The 16,380-nt window shown below is 46.2% G+C and carries 16 protein-coding genes and 11 tRNA genes; 3 read left to right on the forward strand and 24 right to left on the reverse strand.

Translation table 11 applies throughout. The features are described 5' to 3' along the window. Nucleotides 1-2: 2 nt before the first annotated feature. The 4 genes from tusC to fkpA form a co-directional block, all read right to left on the reverse strand. Nucleotides 3-359, reverse strand: a complete 357-nt coding sequence (gene tusC, locus ACUALS_RS12695; protein ID WP_038192846.1) for a sulfurtransferase complex subunit TusC — start codon at nucleotides 357-359, stop codon at nucleotides 3-5. After that, on the reverse strand, nucleotides 356-751 hold the full coding sequence (tusD, locus tag ACUALS_RS12700) for a sulfurtransferase complex subunit TusD (RefSeq protein ID WP_038141580.1): 396 nt from the start codon (nucleotides 749-751) through the stop codon (nucleotides 356-358). Before tusD ends, tusC begins: the two co-directional genes overlap by 4 nt. Next, entirely contained in the window at nucleotides 748-1,470 is a 723-nt protein-coding gene (locus ACUALS_RS12705; protein ID WP_038141572.1) for a helix-turn-helix transcriptional regulator, read from the reverse strand. The genes tusD and ACUALS_RS12705 overlap by 4 nt, the downstream gene beginning before the upstream one ends. 183 nt (nucleotides 1,471-1,653) lie before the next feature. Beyond that, entirely contained in the window at nucleotides 1,654-2,442 is a 789-nt protein-coding gene (gene fkpA, locus ACUALS_RS12710) for an FKBP-type peptidyl-prolyl cis-trans isomerase (RefSeq protein ID WP_331398999.1), read from the reverse strand. Nucleotides 2,443-2,573: 131 nt separating this feature from the next. Between fkpA and ACUALS_RS12715 the strand changes: the two genes are divergently transcribed. Beyond that, nucleotides 2,574-3,554 carry a WD40 repeat domain-containing protein gene (locus ACUALS_RS12715; RefSeq protein WP_038141566.1) on the forward strand — a complete coding sequence of 327 codons (981 nt, stop codon included), beginning with the start codon at nucleotides 2,574-2,576 and terminating at the stop codon, nucleotides 3,552-3,554. Nucleotides 3,555-3,556: 2 nt separating this feature from the next. Further along, nucleotides 3,557-3,784, forward strand: coding sequence for a SlyX family protein (locus ACUALS_RS12720; protein WP_005476762.1), 228 nt, complete (start codon nucleotides 3,557-3,559; stop codon nucleotides 3,782-3,784). A 6-nt stretch (nucleotides 3,785-3,790) separates the two neighbouring features. On the opposite strand, the gene ACUALS_RS12725 is transcribed toward ACUALS_RS12720, so the two are convergent. From ACUALS_RS12725 to tsaE, 9 genes are all read right to left on the reverse strand, one after another. Then, nucleotides 3,791-3,976, reverse strand: a complete 186-nt coding sequence (locus tag ACUALS_RS12725; RefSeq protein ID WP_005476758.1) for a DUF2065 domain-containing protein — start codon at nucleotides 3,974-3,976, stop codon at nucleotides 3,791-3,793. Between the two features lie 62 nt (nucleotides 3,977-4,038). Beyond that, nucleotides 4,039-5,013, reverse strand: coding sequence for a protease modulator HflC (hflC, locus tag ACUALS_RS12730; protein WP_038141563.1), 975 nt, complete (start codon nucleotides 5,011-5,013; stop codon nucleotides 4,039-4,041). A gap of 2 nt (nucleotides 5,014-5,015) precedes the next feature. Continuing rightward, nucleotides 5,016-6,206 (reverse strand): FtsH protease activity modulator HflK, encoded by a 1,191-nt coding sequence (gene hflK / locus ACUALS_RS12735; RefSeq protein ID WP_038192838.1) that lies wholly within the window; start codon nucleotides 6,204-6,206, stop codon nucleotides 5,016-5,018. Nucleotides 6,207-6,251: 45 nt separating this feature from the next. Further along, a complete protein-coding gene (hflX, locus tag ACUALS_RS12740; protein WP_005476746.1) occupies nucleotides 6,252-7,541 on the reverse strand; it encodes a ribosome rescue GTPase HflX in 1,290 nt (429 codons plus the stop codon). Between the two features lie 44 nt (nucleotides 7,542-7,585). Next, nucleotides 7,586-7,852 (reverse strand): RNA chaperone Hfq, encoded by a 267-nt coding sequence (hfq, locus tag ACUALS_RS12745; protein ID WP_005476744.1) that lies wholly within the window; start codon nucleotides 7,850-7,852, stop codon nucleotides 7,586-7,588. A 188-nt stretch (nucleotides 7,853-8,040) separates the two neighbouring features. Further along, nucleotides 8,041-8,991 carry a tRNA (adenosine(37)-N6)-dimethylallyltransferase MiaA gene (gene miaA, locus ACUALS_RS12750; RefSeq protein ID WP_454448478.1) on the reverse strand — a complete coding sequence of 317 codons (951 nt, stop codon included), beginning with the start codon at nucleotides 8,989-8,991 and terminating at the stop codon, nucleotides 8,041-8,043. Beyond that, nucleotides 8,988-10,946, reverse strand: a complete 1,959-nt coding sequence (mutL, locus tag ACUALS_RS12755; RefSeq protein ID WP_454448479.1) for a DNA mismatch repair endonuclease MutL — start codon at nucleotides 10,944-10,946, stop codon at nucleotides 8,988-8,990. Before mutL ends, miaA begins: the two co-directional genes overlap by 4 nt. Nucleotides 10,947-10,958: 12 nt before the next feature. Beyond that, on the reverse strand, nucleotides 10,959-12,683 hold the full coding sequence (locus ACUALS_RS12760; protein ID WP_454448480.1) for a LysM peptidoglycan-binding domain-containing protein: 1,725 nt from the start codon (nucleotides 12,681-12,683) through the stop codon (nucleotides 10,959-10,961). Further along, a complete protein-coding gene (gene tsaE / locus ACUALS_RS12765; protein ID WP_039477189.1) occupies nucleotides 12,677-13,141 on the reverse strand; it encodes a tRNA (adenosine(37)-N6)-threonylcarbamoyltransferase complex ATPase subunit type 1 TsaE in 465 nt (154 codons plus the stop codon). The genes ACUALS_RS12760 and tsaE overlap by 7 nt, the downstream gene beginning before the upstream one ends. A 201-nt stretch (nucleotides 13,142-13,342) precedes the next feature. Between tsaE and queG the strand changes: the two genes are divergently transcribed. Next, nucleotides 13,343-14,461 (forward strand): tRNA epoxyqueuosine(34) reductase QueG, encoded by a 1,119-nt coding sequence (queG, locus tag ACUALS_RS12770; protein WP_454448481.1) that lies wholly within the window; start codon nucleotides 13,343-13,345, stop codon nucleotides 14,459-14,461. Between the two features lie 610 nt (nucleotides 14,462-15,071). On the opposite strand, the gene ACUALS_RS12775 is transcribed toward queG, so the two are convergent. The 11 genes from ACUALS_RS12775 to ACUALS_RS12825 form a co-directional block, all read right to left on the reverse strand. Further along, nucleotides 15,072-15,147, reverse strand: a tRNA-Gly gene (locus ACUALS_RS12775). A 36-nt stretch (nucleotides 15,148-15,183) separates the two neighbouring features. After that, a tRNA-Gly gene (locus tag ACUALS_RS12780) sits at nucleotides 15,184-15,259 on the reverse strand. A 36-nt stretch (nucleotides 15,260-15,295) separates the two neighbouring features. Further along, nucleotides 15,296-15,371 (reverse strand) — tRNA-Gly (locus tag ACUALS_RS12785). 30 nt (nucleotides 15,372-15,401) lie between these two features. Beyond that, nucleotides 15,402-15,478: transfer RNA gene (locus ACUALS_RS12790), tRNA-Met, on the reverse strand. Between the two features lie 39 nt (nucleotides 15,479-15,517). Next, a tRNA-Gly gene (locus ACUALS_RS12795) sits at nucleotides 15,518-15,593 on the reverse strand. Between the two features lie 20 nt (nucleotides 15,594-15,613). After that, nucleotides 15,614-15,690: transfer RNA gene (locus ACUALS_RS12800), tRNA-Met, on the reverse strand. A gap of 41 nt (nucleotides 15,691-15,731) precedes the next feature. Next, a tRNA-Gly gene (locus tag ACUALS_RS12805) sits at nucleotides 15,732-15,807 on the reverse strand. A gap of 30 nt (nucleotides 15,808-15,837) precedes the next feature. Continuing rightward, nucleotides 15,838-15,914: transfer RNA gene (locus ACUALS_RS12810), tRNA-Met, on the reverse strand. 39 nt (nucleotides 15,915-15,953) lie between these two features. Continuing rightward, nucleotides 15,954-16,029 (reverse strand) — tRNA-Gly (locus ACUALS_RS12815). A gap of 20 nt (nucleotides 16,030-16,049) precedes the next feature. Next, nucleotides 16,050-16,126: transfer RNA gene (locus ACUALS_RS12820), tRNA-Met, on the reverse strand. Nucleotides 16,127-16,167: 41 nt separating this feature from the next. Further along, nucleotides 16,168-16,243 (reverse strand) — tRNA-Gly (locus ACUALS_RS12825). Between the last annotated feature and the right edge of the window lie 137 nt (nucleotides 16,244-16,380).

The following is a 16,380-nucleotide window of genomic DNA, read 5'->3' on the forward strand; positions in this document are numbered from 1 at the left end:
CTTTAAAATGAGAGTAGCTTGCCAGCAAGTTGTAACTGACTTTTGAGAGAGGTCAAAGATAGCGGTTTCGCATCAATCATCAGATCTGCGTGAGATAAGCCTCGCTTGGCAAGAGAATCTGCGCAGACGTACACTTGTTCAATATCATACAGATCAAAAAGCTTTAACATCGGCGCGTAGTCTTTACTTAAGATATCAGCCGGCGCCTGGCCTTGCAGAAGTTGATACACACCGTCACCCATAAAGATCACGCTGATGTCTTCACAATAAGCTGAAGCTGCAAGCAAAGCGTCAATCCCTTCTCTTCCGGCCGAACTGCCATGGGGAGCGCTACGAAATAGGTAAGTTAACTGACTCAAAATTGCACCACTCTATCTTGAGTTAACATCGCCTCTGCCAAACTGCCTAATCCAGCTTGAGCAAACCCTTTTGCAAGGTTGCTTTGCGCTAGACCATGCTGCTGCGCCTCATCTTCACTGATCACACCACGACGCAATGCCGCAGCGACACAGGTTTCTAATCTTACTTGATGCGTCTGAGACAACGTAAGCCAAGCTTTGGTGAGATCAAATTCATCATTAGCAGGAACGGCTAAAGCAGTGCCATTTGTCACACCATCTTGATAGAAAAATACACTGACTAAGGTGTGTCCCTGTTCAATTAACGCTTTAGCAAACTGATAAGCAGTGCGCGCTGATTGGCTGCCATAAACAGAACCGTTAACAACAAGCGTGTAAGTCAAAGAACTCACCTCTCTTCATCCTCAGTCTTACGCTGACGAATGTAGAGATACACCGTATGCTTGGAGATATTCAAGCGGTCGGCAACACGGTTGATGGCATCCTTAATGTCGAAGATGCCTTTGTCATATAGCTCCATCACGATCTGACGATTTTTCGTGTTATTCGATACTGATTTATCGGCGTTGATCTCTTCGATAGTTCTCTCAACCGTTTGATCCACCAGCTCCTCAACATCACTTGCGAAGTTAACCGATGAGGCGGCTTGTTTCGCTTCCTCGGTTGGCATGAACGATTGAAGCACTTGAGAAAATGGCGCATCTAGGTTGACGTTGATACAAAGCAAGCCAATCACTCGGTTTTCGCCATTGCGAATCGCCACCGTGATCGACTTCATCAACACGCCACCTTTAGCACGTGTGAAATAAGAACGCGAAAAGTTACGCTCAGAACCTTCTATGTCTCGCAACATTTTTAGCGCAAGATCAGTGATCGGCGAGCCCACCTGACGACCTGTATTTTCACCATTGGCAATCTTAATCGCGGAGGTATTGAGGTCTTCTAATGAGTGAAGAACAATTTCACAAAATGGACCAATCAGACTCGCGATACCATCGACCACCGCTTCATACGATCGAAGAATAATTTTATCGTGCTCACTAAATGGCATCACATTGACAGATTCCATTTCGAGCAACATATCCGTATTTACTGTTTCTGTAGTTGTCACTTTTTAAGCCTTCGAGCGAAAAATCAACAAATTGGTGTAAGTTTATCAGAAATTTTGAAGAGCACACCTAGCTAAGAGACTATCTAGTGATTTAGGACAAATAAATGAGTGCTGTTCGCCACACAAAAGAAAGAAAAAGGCCTGACATATGCCAGGCCTTTAGAATGAGAACGTTAGAAACCGTTATTGAACCGCTTCTTCACCGTTATCGATTTTCAGCAACTCAACTTCAAATACCAACGTTGAGTTTGCTGGAATGGTTGGTGTATCTTGCTGGCCGTAAGCAAGCTCTGGTGGAATGACGAACTTGAACTTAGAGCCAACTGGCATTAGTTGAACGCCTTCAGTCCAGCCTGGAATCACTCGGTTTAGTGGGAACGTAGCTGGCTCGCCGCGTTCGTAAGAGCTGTCGAACTGAGTACCGTCAATCAATGTACCTTTGTAGTGAACTTGTACCGTATCGGTATCTTTCGGTTGTTCACCTTCCGCTGCGGTCAATACTTGGTAAAGCAAACCCGTGTCTGTCTTCACAACACCGTCTTGTTTTTCAAATTCAGCGCGGTAATCATCACCCGCTTTTTTAGCCGCTTCTGCTTTCTCAGCGGCCTGCTTTTGCATCGTTTCAGCAACACGCTTATCTAGAGATTCTAGCGCAGCACGCGTCTCTTCTTCGTTTAGCTCTGCTTTGCCTTCAAAGACATGTTCAATACCTTTAAGAACCAAGTCTTTGTTGAGCGTAATACCAATCTCGCTTGGCTTGTCTAGGCTAGTGCTTAAGTAGTTAGCAAAAGAGACACCGATGGCGTAAGCAGCTTTGTCATCTTCGGTTTTAAAGTGAACCGCTTTACCTGCTTCTGCTTGAACTTGCTCTACTGCTGGAGCAGCTTCTGTCTTTGGCTCTTCTTCTTTTTGGCAGCCAACAGCTAGCGCAACAGTTGCAGCAAGCAGTGACACTTTAAAAATTGATTTCATTGAACTCTCCAATTGAGACTTTTGTCTTTGTGCACAAATCTTTAAGAAAGACTGGTGTGCATTCGCATGTTGTACCAATATAACCAATATGCGTCTGAAATAAACGTAAACCAAGTGGATAATTGGACTTGATGCGAATAATTTTTAACACTCTACTTATTACGATTGTCATCACAACGTTAAATGGCTGCTTTTTCTCCAACCAAGATGTTCAACGTTGGGATATCGAACTTAAAGGCACCACCAGCTTCGCATTGAGTCGTGATGCTCGCTTTGCCCTGCTTTACTCAAAAGAGCACCAACTCGTTCTATGGGATCTTTTTGAAAACCAACAATTGGCTTCATTGGGCGAACAAGACCCTCAGGCAAGCACCGTCTCCCGAATCCGCATTTCCGACAATGGCCGCTTCGCGATCACCGCCACTCAAATCAACTTTGCCGTTTGGGACCTTGCATGGACTCAGGCTGAGGGGCTTTGGTCAATTTCAGATGGCCTAATTCGAGATGTTGATATCGCAAGTAATGGTGACCAAGTACTACTTGGTTTATCCAATGGTAAAGCCATCTACGTCAACTTAGTCACCGGACGACGATTAGAGTTCCTCGCTCACAATGAAAAAGTCAATTCAGTCTCCCTATCACCCAATGGTCGTTTTGCGCTATCAGGAGGAAATGACTATAAGGCTTACCTATGGGATACCAATACCGGACAGATATTGCATACGTTTGAACATGAACAACGCGTAAACCGCGTCGCGCTGCAAAGAGATGGTAAATATGCCTTTACCTCAGACGGAGGGAATCAAGCCATTGTGTGGGACTTAACAACAGGTAAAGCCCTGTCAGAGCTGAGCAGCTTCTCAAGACAGTTAATCTTTTCCACCGCCCGCTTTTCTGATGACGGCCAATATCTCGCGACAGGCACTCCGTCGGGGCGTTTAATGGTTTGGAACAGCCTCACTGGCAAACGCATCGACCGCTATGACGTAGAACCATTAAAAGATACTCGCCCTCCCCGCGCAGTGGTGTATGATGCTGCCTTTGACAGCCAAAGTCGTATTATTTCGGCAACCTCGGCTGGTATTGCCCAAGCTTGGAATGTGGACTACTAGAAATGACAGATAAGCGAGTTGAACAGTTGGAAAATCGCGTGAATGACCTTGAGTGTCAACTCGCGTTTCAAGAGCAGACAATCGAAGAGCTCAACGAAGCATTGAGTCAGCAGCAGCTTTTGATCACCAAAATGCAAGATCAGATGAAGTATGTTGTCGGCAAAGTCAAAAACATGGATTCATCCAACCTTGCAGACCAATCTGAAGAGACGCCACCTCCTCACTACTGATCGCCTCTAGCCGAATACATACGCGATTACTGCACCAGCAACCACTAGGCAGCCGCCTATACGGCGCAATTGATTATCAGGCTGGCGACTGAGCTCTGCCACCATATTGCGCCAACCGTTTGGAGCGATCAAAGGACCTAACCCTTCGACGATAAGCACCAAACCTAATGCAAACCAAAGTGAATTCGACATAACTACCTCAGAACAAAAAATAAAGGCTCCACGTGGGAGCCTTTAACCTATCTTAATTTCAATTACTTCGCTTCTGCACCAGCTGCGTTATTCATGTACTGGAAGAAGTCACTCTTCGGATCCAATACAAGAATGTCACTCTTGTTGCTGAACGATTTCTCGTATGCTTTTAGAGAACGCATAAAGCTAAAGAACTCTGGGTCTTTGTTGTAAGCATCCGAGTAGATTTTCGCAGATTTCGCATCCGCTTCACCTCGTGTTACGCGCGCAGTCTTGTCCGCTTCTGCTAGAACAGTTGCCACTTCTAGATCAGCTTGTGCACGGATAACTTCTGCTTTTTCACGACCTTGAGAACGGTGGCGACGAGCAACAGACTCACGCTCAGCTCTCATACGGCGATAGATAGACTCACTGATTTCATCAGGTAGGTTGATTTTCTTCATACGGAAATCAACAATCTCGACACCCAAATCTTTCATCGCACTGTCCGTTGTACCGACCAGAACGTTTTCCATAATTTGGTCACGTTCACCGTCAACTTCTAACGCTTCAAGAGCCGCTTCGGTTGTTACTTCTTCACTGTCGCTATCAGGCAAAACGTCTTTGTTGCGCGGACCGGAAACAATCTGCTTAATCTCACGTGCACCGATTTCAGAACGCAGCACGTCTGTTACTTTACGTTCAAGTAACGCTTCTGCTGTCAAGGCATTACCACCACCTGTTGTTAGATAGTAGCGACCGAAATCAGAGATACGCCATTTGACGTAAGTATCGATCAGTACGTCTTTTTTCTCAGATGTCACGAAACGGTCAGAACGGCCATCCATTGTTTGGATACGCGCGTCCAATGTTTTCACTCTGTCGAACAGCGGCATCTTGAAATGCAGACCTGGTTCGTAAATCTTAGACACACCGTTGTCATCAAGAACACGACCAAATCGAATTACCAATCCACGCTCGCCTTCTTGAATGACAAATACTGACATTAGCAGTAGAACAATAGTAACGACCAATACAGGGATCATTAACTTACGCATTCTTAATATCTCCCTTGACGTGAACCAGTTGAACGAGATTGCGAGTCTGAAGTGGTTTCAGTTGACTGAGTTTCTAGCTCAATCTGGTCATAAGCTGAAGACGACTTCGTGCTACGTTTGGTTGGAGTGTTACCTTCACCCGCTAACTTGTCGATTGGTAAGTAAAGCAGATTGCCGCTAGATTCAGAATCAATCAGAACCTTAGAGGTGTTGCTGTAAACTTCTTCCATCGTGTCTAGGTATAGACGGTTACGAGTAACTTCAGGTGCGGCTTGGTACTCAGGGAGTAGCTTCTCAAACTGTGCTACTTGACCAAGAGCTTCGTTAACAACGCGCTCAGAGTAACCCAATGCTTCTTTCTTCAAACGCTCAGCTCGACCTGTCGCTTTTGGAAGAATATCGTTTCGGTATGCTTCTGCTTCACGCTCAAAACGCTCTTCATCCTCACGAGCCGCGATTGCATCATCGAAAGCATCTTTAACTTGCTCAGGCGGACGCGCTGATTGGAAGTTGACATCGACAATGACAACACCCATATCGTAGCTGTCTACGATCTCATTTAGAGTTTCCTGAGTGCTTTGACGAATTTGCTGACGACCCGTTGTCAGGATGCTATCCATCAGCGAGTCACCGATTACAGCACGGAGCGCAGAGTCGGTAGCTTGACGTAAGCTGTCATCTGCGTTTGTTACGCGGAATAGATACTTGTATGGATCCGCAACACGGTACTGAACATCCATCGCAACCGTCACTACGTTTTCATCTTTAGTCAGCATTAGACCTGATGAACGCAGTGAGCGAATCGCCTGAACGTTAACCGGTGTCACTTCATCAATGAAGCGAGGACGCCAGTTTAGACCTGGATCGACCACACGATCGTATTTACCAAGGCGCAGAACTACGCCACGTTCAGCTTCACCGATAGTGTAAAAACCAGCAAAGACCCAAATTGCTATTGCGATTGCTGCAATAACGCCTAGACCTAGAACGCTACCACCACCGCCAATAGAAGGGCCGTTGCCGCCTTTTCCACCAAACTTTCCACCCAGTTTCTGACTCAGTTTATTAAATACTTCGTCCAAGTCTGGCGGTCCTTGATCACGGCCACCTTTGTTACCACGATTGTTGTTACCCCATGGGTCATTATCGCGGCCGTTGTTGCCGTTGTTATTACCAGGCTCATTCCACGCCATTAGAAAGCTCCATCATTTGATATGACGTTATACTGTAGCAGTCATTTAAGTAACTATAAAGTCACGTAAAACTGCCTCTTCTCTTTTTTCAAGTCTAGACCAATCTACTTGCTGCATTCGAACATCAATCAACAAGTTACCGTCTTGGTCATATTCTTCATGTTGAATACACTTCATCTGGAAGAATGTACTACGAAGTCTGCCTTGATGCTGTGGCGGAATTCGCATTTGGTACTGAACCATTTGACTGGCTAACCGCTCGGTTAATGCCTCAAATAAAAGCTCAATGCCTTTACCTTCCATTGCTGAAACCCAAACCGTTTGCACAACGCCTTCGTCGTCACGCTCAATTCTTGGGTTTTGACCATCGAGGTTATCGATCTTGTTCATGACGATCAAAGCGGGGATTTCATTCGCTTCAATTTCTTCAAGAACATCATGAACAGCCTGAATATTCTCACGAAAACGCTCATCACTGGCATCGACAACATGTAACAAAATGTCAGCTTCTTGCGTTTCTTGTAGCGTTGCTTTGAACGCCGCTACCAGATCGTGTGGTAGGTGACGAATAAACCCTACCGTGTCCGCCAAAATAGCAGGACCAACGTCTGATAACTCGATCTTACGTAAAGTTGGGTCCAAAGTAGCAAACAATTGATCCGCAGCGTAAACACCCGCTTCGGTAATTCGGTTGAACAGTGTTGATTTCCCTGCGTTGGTATAACCAACTAGGGAGACGGTTGGGATTTCCGCTCGACTTCTAGCACGGCGACCTTGTTCACGCTGCTTAGCGACTTTTTCTAAACGGCGTAATATCGTTTTGATACGTACACGCAATAAACGTCGGTCAGTTTCTAGCTGAGTTTCACCTGGCCCCCGTAAACCAATACCACCTTTTTGTCTCTCTAGGTGAGTCCAACCACGAATCAGTCGAGTAGAGATATGGCGAAGCTGGGCCAATTCGACCTGTAGCTTACCTTCGTGAGTTCGGGCACGCTGAGCAAAAATATCCAGAATAAGACCCGTTCGGTCCAACACTCGACATTTACACAACGCTTCTAGGTTACGTTCTTGGGCAGGAGAGAGGGCGTGATTAAAAATCACAATATCAGCGCCAGCTAACTGCACAGCTTGTGCAATTTCCTGAGCTTTACCCTCTCCGACATAGTATTTAGGGTGTGGTGACTGGCGGCTTCCGGTTACGACTTGTAACGAAGAAACTCCAGCTGAAGAGACCAGCATTTCAAACTCGCTGAGATCTTCCCACTCCCCTTCTTGCGTAAAGTTGATATGAACAAGTACGGCTCGCTCACCGGCTTCATAACGGTCAAACAAGCAATCAACTCCTTAAAATAATGCTCGAATTAGCAGTCAGGATATTAATCTTCTGACTTCTCTTGCTGACGCTCACCGCCTTGTGGACGGTCACCGCTGTGGTGGCTCACTGGACGAGCAGGTACCACAGTAGAAATTGCGTGCTTGTATACCATTTGGTTTACTGTGTTTTTCAGCAAGATAACAAATTGGTCGAAAGACTCGATCTGACCTTGTAGTTTAATTCCGTTTACAAGGTAGATAGACACTGGAATACGTTCACGACGTAATGCATTTAAGAATGGGTCTTGTAGAGATTGCCCCTTAGCCATTTTATTTTCCTTATTTTGTAATTTTGTTTTAGTTATTTAGCTAGTGGTGCGCTGCATAAAGGATGCGGCTTTTGAATCTGAGCTAAACGTATAAAAAAACGCCCTGTCATTACCTGTTATGACGACTTTGAGTCGAAATTTCAAGTAACAGATCCTTTACAGGGTACATTCACGCAAAAGCGATCACATTATACACAGCTAAAACCGTCAGATGCTATTGCATTTGAAACAGTTTCCAATGCTTCGTCAATGTTCTCACTATCTAACCAAGTTAAATTATCCCAGCTGCGTAACCAGGTAATTTGTCGCTTGGCCAACTGGCGGGTTGCACAAACGCCCTTAAAAATAGCGTCATCAAGTGTACAATTCCCATCCAAATAGTCCCACATCTGCCTGTAGCCGACACATCGAATAGACGGTAGATCAGGGTTAAGATCGTCACGAGCATATAATGCTCGCATCTCATCCTCGAACCCCGCTTCCATCATTTTCTCAAATCGAAGCTCAATTCGGCGATGGAGCTCAGCCCTTTCCTTGGGAGCTATAGCAAACTGCTTAACCCTAAATGGCAACGAATCGCCTTTTGTTTTAGTCAGTTCAGTAAGAGTTTTACCTGAAATTCGATAAACTTCCAATGCCCGTGACAATCTTTGTGGATCGTTTGGGTGGATTCGCTCAGCTGAAACAGGATCTATCTCTTTCAGTTGATCGTGCAGCACGTCCCAACCAAGAGTCAACGCTTCTTGTTCAATTTGCTGACGAATCTCAGGGTTTGCAGCTGGAAGTGGTGACAAACCTTCTAACAACGCTTTGTAGTAAAGCATGGTTCCACCAACAAGAAGTGGGATCTTGCCTTGTTCTACAATCTTGTTCATTTCATTTAAGGCATCGCGACGAAAGTCTGCAGCTGAATAAGCCTCGCTTGGATCAAGTATGTCGATCAGACGATGCGGTGCCAGCATTTGCTCACGCTCGTCAGGCTTGGCGGTGCCTATATCCATTCCTTTGTAAATCAACGCGGAGTCGACCGAAATAATTTCTACGGGATATTTTTGGCGCAAGCGGATCGCCAACTCTGTCTTTCCAGATGCCGTTGGTCCCATCAAAAATAGAGCCAAAGGTAGTTGTTTATTTTTCATAATTCTAATGCTGCAATGGTCGCAGAGAAATCGACCGGTTTTACAAACGTTTGATCGTTTAACGGAAGGTTCCCCTGCCAGAGCTGTTCGATATCAGCAATGATTTGAATCGCTTCCGACAAAGTGTAGTCGCTTTTCACTTGAGTGATATGGCTACTTAACCAATTTGCCAATCGAGAAGGCTCGAGATTGGCTTGCTCTGCCAAAGACGAAGCCGCGTAAGATAACAGATCTGGTAGCAATTGTTGTAAGTTTTGTTGGCGCAGCGGCTGTGGTACACCCATGACCATCATTGCTTGATGGTTGCGCTTCTTTAGCTCAATGCCAAATGTCAGCAGTAAATTTTCAAGCCTCTCGGCGACCTGAATCTGCTCAGGATCGAGTTTTAATGACAGTGGGACAAGCAATGGCTGACTTTTCAATGACCCATTACGCGTCGACAATTGGCCATTCACACGTAACCATTCCGCTTTCGCCAGGTTAACTAAGTGTACCCCTTGCTTATTGCCCATCGCGACATAACGACCTGATGCCATGCAAATCGCTTTACCTAATGATTCGACGACCGCAGCTGGCGAAGGTTCATTTTCTTCAGCGTTCCGATCCTGTCCGACAGGCGCAGAAATAGGCTCTAGATCTGGCGTTTTGAGTAACTCTTGGTAGGCTCGTACTTCTTGCTTACTCGGGGCTGGTTCAGCATATCGCTCAGAGGTCTTTGCTTTGTTAGGCTGAGGTTTTGATTCGATCCACTCACTGCGGACAGAGGCCTCGCGAACTTCAGAGCGGCGCTCGTTGTAATCAGCCCTTCCAGGATATGAGGGAATCTTTTCTACAGCGTCATAAACACGCTCACTGACTGACTGATGAGTCGCCCCACTATTTAGCCCTTTATCAGCGTCATTTGACGGCTCTTGTGTATGGAAAGCAGACGCCGTGATCTCCGGCTTATCAATATGCGCACTTTGGGCGAGTGCATCACTGAGCGCTTGATAGATAAAATCATGCACCAAACGAGCTTGATGGAAGCGAACTTCATGTTTTGCTGGGTGCACATTGACATCTACCTGATGCGGGTCGAGCTCGATAAACAGAACGTAAGTAGCAAACTGCTCTGGTTTGAGGCTGGTTTCGTAGCTCTGTCTAATGGCGTGATTGATTAATTTGTCACGCATCATCCGGCCATTGACGTAACAATACTGCAAATCACTTTGTTGACGTGCGCCCTCTGGAGTTGTGATCCATCCGTGTAACTTAAGCCCTTGATGCTCAAGTTCAATCTTAAGCATGTTACGGACAAACGCACTCCCGCAAACCGTGGCAATGCGCTTCTCAGCTTGTACTTCGGTTTTCGCCGCTCGATATTGCTTAACCATCTTACCGTTGTGACGAAGATTGATCGTCACATCAAAACGGCTAAGGGCGATTCGTTTGATCAGCTCATCAATATGAGAAAACTCGGTCTTCTCTGTGCGAAGAAATTTACGACGAGCTGGGGTATTAAAGAAAAGATCAAGAACCTCGACAGTCGTACCAATCGGATGTGCTGTAGGTTGAAGCTTCACAGCCATTTCCCTGCCCTCAGTATAGGCAGACCAAGCTTGCTCTTGGGTGGCTGGGCGAGATGTCATGGTCAAACGCGCAACAGAGCTGATACTGGCCAGCGCTTCACCGCGAAAACCTAAACTGATGATGGCTTCGAGATCATCTAAGGTGTGTATTTTGGAAGTAGCGTGACGGCTTAACGCTAAACCGAGTTCATCTTTGACGATACCTTTGCCATTGTCTCGGACTCGGATCAGCTTGGCTCCACCTTTTTCGATATCGATATCGATTCTAGTGGCGCCTGAGTCAAGGCTATTTTCAACCAGCTCTTTAACAACGGAAGCCGGTCTCTCAACCACTTCACCCGCGGCAATTTGGTTTGCCAAACGTGCTGGAAGAATTTTAATTGTCATAGCCCATCACCATCAGTTGTTGGGAATAATTAAAACTTGGCCAATCGCAAGCTCATCACTGCGCAGGTTATTCGCCTCTCGAAGACTTTTAACACTCACCCCATACTTACTCGCTATTTTACCTAAGAATTCACCACGCTGAACCTTGTGCTTACGCAATGGCTGATCTTTCATGCTTACGGTAATTTTGAGTTTCTGCCCCAACTTCAACGTATCTGATTTCAGCTTGTTTTCACGCTTAATATCAGCCACTGCCACTTTGTATCGAGCGGCGATTTTTCCTAAATATTCACCGCGTTGAACCACGTGAGTGATCGTTTTTGTCTCAACAGGGTTAGTCACCACAGGCACAGGTATTGCGCCTGACGAACCAGGGATTGTGAGAATTTGACCTATCGCAATATTACTGCTCTTAAGCTTATTCGCTTGCATTATCGCCTTAGTTGAAGAGCCATATTTCTTCGCAATCAGAGAGAGCGACTCACCTCGTGAAACCTTGTGTTTAATCGCTTTGCCACGATTTGCGAATAGAGTGCCTTCTGGAGGATTGGCTTCAAAATATTGCACGATCGCCTTAGATAGAGAGCGTGCTAGCTTGTCTTGATGACTGCGCTGGAATAGCAGTTTTTCTTCTGTCGGGTTGGAGATAAACCCAGTTTCAACCAGTACCGAAGGTATATCTGGTGACTTGAGTACCGCTAGACTCGCATTGACTGGCTCTTTCTTGTGTAAATGCACACCAGCTCGCGACATCTCTCGTAAAATCTTCGTCGCGACCTTGTAACCCTCTTTCTGGGAATGACTAAACTGCAAATCAAGCAGAGTTTGACTGACGTTTCTGTCGCTATTGTTTTTCGCCAACACTTCTCCAGCACCGCCCAGAAGCTGTGACTGCTCTTCATGGTTTTCTACCCAACGCGCAATTTCCGAGTTGGCGCGGCGCGTATTCAAAACAAAGACAGAACCACCACGAGGTTTCGGCGAATGAAATGCGTCGGCGTGAATAGACACCAACAAATGCGCTTTGTTTTTACGCGCGATTTCAGAGCGTTTATTCAAATTCACGTAGTAGTCGCTACGACGTGTCAGTACCGCTTTCATACCCGGTACCGCGTTAATCTGATCGGCAATCTTTTTCGAAATCGCTAACGTTGCGTGCTTTTCATATTTTCGTGTTGGACCAATTGAGCCTGGGTCTTCACCACCATGACCAGCATCAATCGCTACAACAATATCCGCACTGCCGGCAAGTTGAGAAGCATCTCGACTGACAGCGTTTGGTTTCGAAGAGGTATCACTGGCTTTGGGTGTCGTGTCCGACGCCCCATGCGGGATATCAATCACCAAACGGTGACCATATTGTCCACCAGGTGTTGGCGCTAGTTTGAATATTTGCGGAGTGGTTTTCTTTTTTAGCTCAAACACCAATCGATAAGTGCCTTTTGCCGGGGGTGAGCTTTTACGAATTTTTTTAAGAACCGGGCTATCCGGCACATTGATAGGCAACTTGGTACCTAACGTCGTTTGCTTCAAATCCACCACTAATCGCTCTGGACTGCTGAGCGTGAAATAGCTGTACTCAGCTTCAGACTTCAGATCGATAACAACACGAGTTTCATCTGGCGACGGCCAAACGCGCACCCCTTCGAGCGCGTTGGCGAAAACATTGGCAGAAAATAGAGTAAGAGCTATGAGAAAAGGGAAGAATGCAGCTCGTAACAGTTTACTGATTAACATAACTCCAACTGTTCAAGTAATTGAGACCCATATGTGTTATTGGCGGTCAGCTCGGCGACACGCTGTTCACCGTTATAACGTAATTCAATGTCCAAATCTGCCGATGGCAGCAAGCCTTGACCTTTTTCAGGCCATTCAACCAAACAAATTGCATCAGGCGTGAAGTAATCACGAATCCCCATAAACTCAAGCTCTTCAGGATCCGCCAAACGGTAGAGATCAAAGTGGTACACCTGCCAAGCGTCGAGTTGATACGGCTCCACTAGCGTGTAAGTTGGACTCTTCACATTCCCATCGTGACCAAGAGCACGCACGAAGCCGCGGCTAAATGTCGTTTTCCCCGCGCCCAAATCCCCATGCAAATAGATAGTGGTTTGCTGTGAACAAAGTTTCGCTAAAGTTGTTCCTAGCAAAATCGTTGCTTGTTCATCTTTAAGGGCAAATTGTTTGGTGCTCATGAAGATCATTCTCTACGTCGTGTCTGTGTAAAACTTAAAAGAACAAGAATAGTAAACTGGGTTGGTTTTAAGAGACAAGCGTTGTTGTGTAAGTAAAAGCCAAAAATAAGCAAAATCTTGCTGTAATAGTTAGGATCATTGGCTAGATCCAGAGTTTAAGATCCGTTAAGATCCCGCCCCCATTTAACCAGAGCGATCAGCATGAACTATCAAGAGCTCGCCGACAAGATCAAAATTTGGGCTCAAGAGCTCGGTTTTCAAAAAGTTGGTATCTGTGACGTTGATTTAAGCGAGCATGAAGCCGAGCTTCAGAAATGGCTCGATGCTGGTTATCACGGGGAAATGGACTGGATGGCCCGCCACGGCATGATGAGAGCAAGACCAGACGAGCTGTTACCTGGGACCATTCGCGTCATCAGCGCTCGCATGAACTACCTACCTCCAGAAGCTCAATTTGCCTCAAACCTGTCAGATACCACCCAAGCATATATCAGTCGATACGCGTTGGGTCGCGACTACCATAAATTGGTTCGCAATCAACTCAAGAAGTTAGGTCAACGCATAGAAGAAGAAGTTGGGCAATTCGGCTATCGTCCTTTTGTCGACTCTGCGCCGATTCTAGAGCGTCCACTCGCCCAGAAAGCAGGCTTAGGCTGGACTGGTAAACACTCACTTATCTTAGATAAAGAGTGCGGTTCGTGGTTTTTCTTGGGTGAGCTACTGATTGACCTGCCTCTTCCAATTGATACACCTAGCGAAGAGGCATGCGGGAAGTGCAAAGCGTGCATCACTTCCTGTCCGACCTCAGCCATCGTTTCGGAAGGCGTTGTTGATGCCCGTCGCTGTATTTCCTATCTGACGATTGAATTTGACGGTGTAATACCAGAAGAGTTTCGTAAGCCAATGGGGAACCGTATCTATGGCTGCGATGATTGCCAACTTGTTTGCCCATGGAATCGATTCTCAGACATCACAGAACAAAGCGATTTTCACAGACGCAGTACACTCACTAACGCAGACCTCGTTCAACTATTTTTGTGGGATGAAGCCACGTTTCTAAAAAACATGGAAGGTTCAGCGATTAGGCGTATTGGTCATATTCAGTGGATGAGAAACTTATCTATCGCCATGGGAAATGCCCCTTTCTCCCCACGCATTATTGACGCTCTCAGAGCTCGAGCAGGCATAAACGACGTTCTTGACGTCCATATTGATTGGGCGATTGAGCAGCAACTAGGCCAAGAATCGATCGCAGGCACTGATACGAAGCAGCAACGGTTGATACGTATTGTAGAGAAGGGACTGCCTAGAGATGCATAAAACTTGCCTATGTGCCCTATGCGCAATTTGATTTAGCTCTAAAAATGGAAATGTGGAAAAAAGACAAGAGGATTGCTTGTTTTCTTACAGATGGAAAAGTTAATCACAATACCAACAAATGACTAGGATCAAAAAACAGTCACTTAATGATCATCTACCACCTCAATTAATGGTGGCAAAAACCCATCAAAACACAACAAAAACAACCACTTAAGATAAACCACATCATTGGAAAGAAAGTTTCAGTAAAAGAAAGATCCTACAAAAAAGCGGTTATACATAGCGTAAATTCAGGTTACCCACCAAGTTATCCACATCGCTTGAATTGTGGATAAGTCTGTTAATGGATGTCGAAAGCCCTAGTTCACCTAGGCTCACCATGATTTTTTACTTGAGCACATCCCGTGCTGGATAGAAATTAGAGACATAAAAACGCCCACCTGACTTCAGGAGGACTCGATTATGTTTTTGGTTGATGCTTCTCAGCATTAGATAAAGAGCGGTGGTCTCAATGACCGTTTCAAATGATTGTGTCATTTGAAGGAGATCTGGAGCGTCTCGGCTGGACTCAGTCACGAGGTTCCTCGTGTAAGCCAAGCACTCTAAAATTTGGAGCGACACACGAGGTTCGAACTCGTGACCTCAACCTTGGCAAGGTTGCGCTCTACCAACTGAGCTAGTGTCGCTTCTTGTCATCGTTAAGTACGATGAGGACTATAAATTGGAGCGACACACGAGGTTCGAACTCGTGACCTCAACCTTGGCAAGGTTGCGCTCTACCAACTGAGCTAGTGTCGCTTCTTGTCATCGTTGAGTACGATGAGGACTATAAATTGGAGCGACACACGAGGTTCGAACTCGTGACCTCAACCTTGGCAAGGTTGCGCTCTACCAACTGAGCTAGTGTCGCATATCAACAGCTAGTGCTATTGATGAAATTTGGTTGCGGGAGCCGGATTTGAACCGACGACCTTCGGGTTATGAGCCCGACGAGCTACCAAGCTGCTCCATCCCGCGTCCGTATTTCACCGTTAAGTACGATGATGACTTTAAATTTGGAGCGACACACGAGGTTCGAACTCGTGACCTCAACCTTGGCAAGGTTGCGCTCTACCAACTGAGCTAGTGTCGCATATTCTCTTGAAGAGAAATTGGTTGCGGGGGCCGGATTTGAACCGACGACCTTCGGGTTATGAGCCCGACGAGCTACCAAGCTGCTCCACCCCGCGTCCGTATTCACCATTTGAGGCATGATGAAAGCCTATTAATTTGGAGCGACACACGAGGTTCGAACTCGTGACCTCAACCTTGGCAAGGTTGCGCTCTACCAACTGAGCTAGTGTCGCATATCAACAGCTAGTGCTATTGATGAAATTTGGTTGCGGGAGCCGGATTTGAACCGACGACCTTCGGGTTATGAGCCCGACGAGCTACCAAGCTGCTCCATCCCGCGTCCGTATTTCATCGTTAAGTACGATGACAACTTTAAAATTGGAGCGACACACGAGGTTCGAACTCGTGACCTCAACCTTGGCAAGGTTGCGCTCTACCAACTGAGCTAGTGTCGCATATTCTCTTGAAGAGAAATTGGTTGCGGGGGCCGGATTTGAACCGACGACCTTCGGGTTATGAGCCCGACGAGCTACCAAGCTGCTCCACCCCGCGTCCGTATTCACCATTTGAGGCATGATGAAAGCCTATCAATTTGGAGCGACACACGAGGTTCGAACTCGTGACCTCAACCTTGGCAAGGTTGCGCTCTACCAACTGAGCTAGTGTCGCATCAACAACGTTTCCGTCGTTCAGGGCTGCGAATTATAAGAGCATTTTTTTGTGATGCAAGTCCTTCATGCAAAAAAAAGTTGTTTTTTTTCCGTTTGATGAAAAAGCACACAGAACTGAATATTAATCGCTCAAAA

The organism is Vibrio sp. NH-7 (assembly GCF_053643215.1).

Bases quoted from the DNA above. Each gene is read 5' to 3' on its own strand.
- fkpA (WP_331398999.1), bottom strand. From the start codon at position 2,442: ATGAAATCAATTTTTAAAGTGTCACTGCTTGCTGCAACTGTTGCGCTA.
- ACUALS_RS12715 (WP_038141566.1), top strand. From the start codon at position 2,574: ATGCGAATAATTTTTAACACTCTACTTATTACGATTGTCATCACAACG.
- ACUALS_RS12720 (WP_005476762.1), top strand. From the start codon at position 3,557: ATGACAGATAAGCGAGTTGAACAGTTGGAAAATCGCGTGAATGACCTT.
- ACUALS_RS12725 (WP_005476758.1), bottom strand. From the start codon at position 3,976: ATGTCGAATTCACTTTGGTTTGCATTAGGTTTGGTGCTTATCGTCGAA.
- hflC (WP_038141563.1), bottom strand. From the start codon at position 5,013: ATGCGTAAGTTAATGATCCCTGTATTGGTCGTTACTATTGTTCTACTG.
- hflK (WP_038192838.1), bottom strand. From the start codon at position 6,206: ATGGCGTGGAATGAGCCTGGTAATAACAACGGCAACAACGGCCGCGAT.
- hfq (WP_005476744.1), bottom strand. From the start codon at position 7,852: ATGGCTAAGGGGCAATCTCTACAAGACCCATTCTTAAATGCATTACGT.
- miaA (WP_454448478.1), bottom strand. From the start codon at position 8,991: ATGAAAAATAAACAACTACCTTTGGCTCTATTTTTGATGGGACCAACG.
- mutL (WP_454448479.1), bottom strand. From the start codon at position 10,946: ATGACAATTAAAATTCTTCCAGCACGTTTGGCAAACCAAATTGCCGCG.
- ACUALS_RS12760 (WP_454448480.1), bottom strand. From the start codon at position 12,683: ATGTTAATCAGTAAACTGTTACGAGCTGCATTCTTCCCTTTTCTCATA.
- tsaE (WP_039477189.1), bottom strand. From the start codon at position 13,141: ATGAGCACCAAACAATTTGCCCTTAAAGATGAACAAGCAACGATTTTG.
- queG (WP_454448481.1), top strand. From the start codon at position 13,343: ATGAACTATCAAGAGCTCGCCGACAAGATCAAAATTTGGGCTCAAGAG.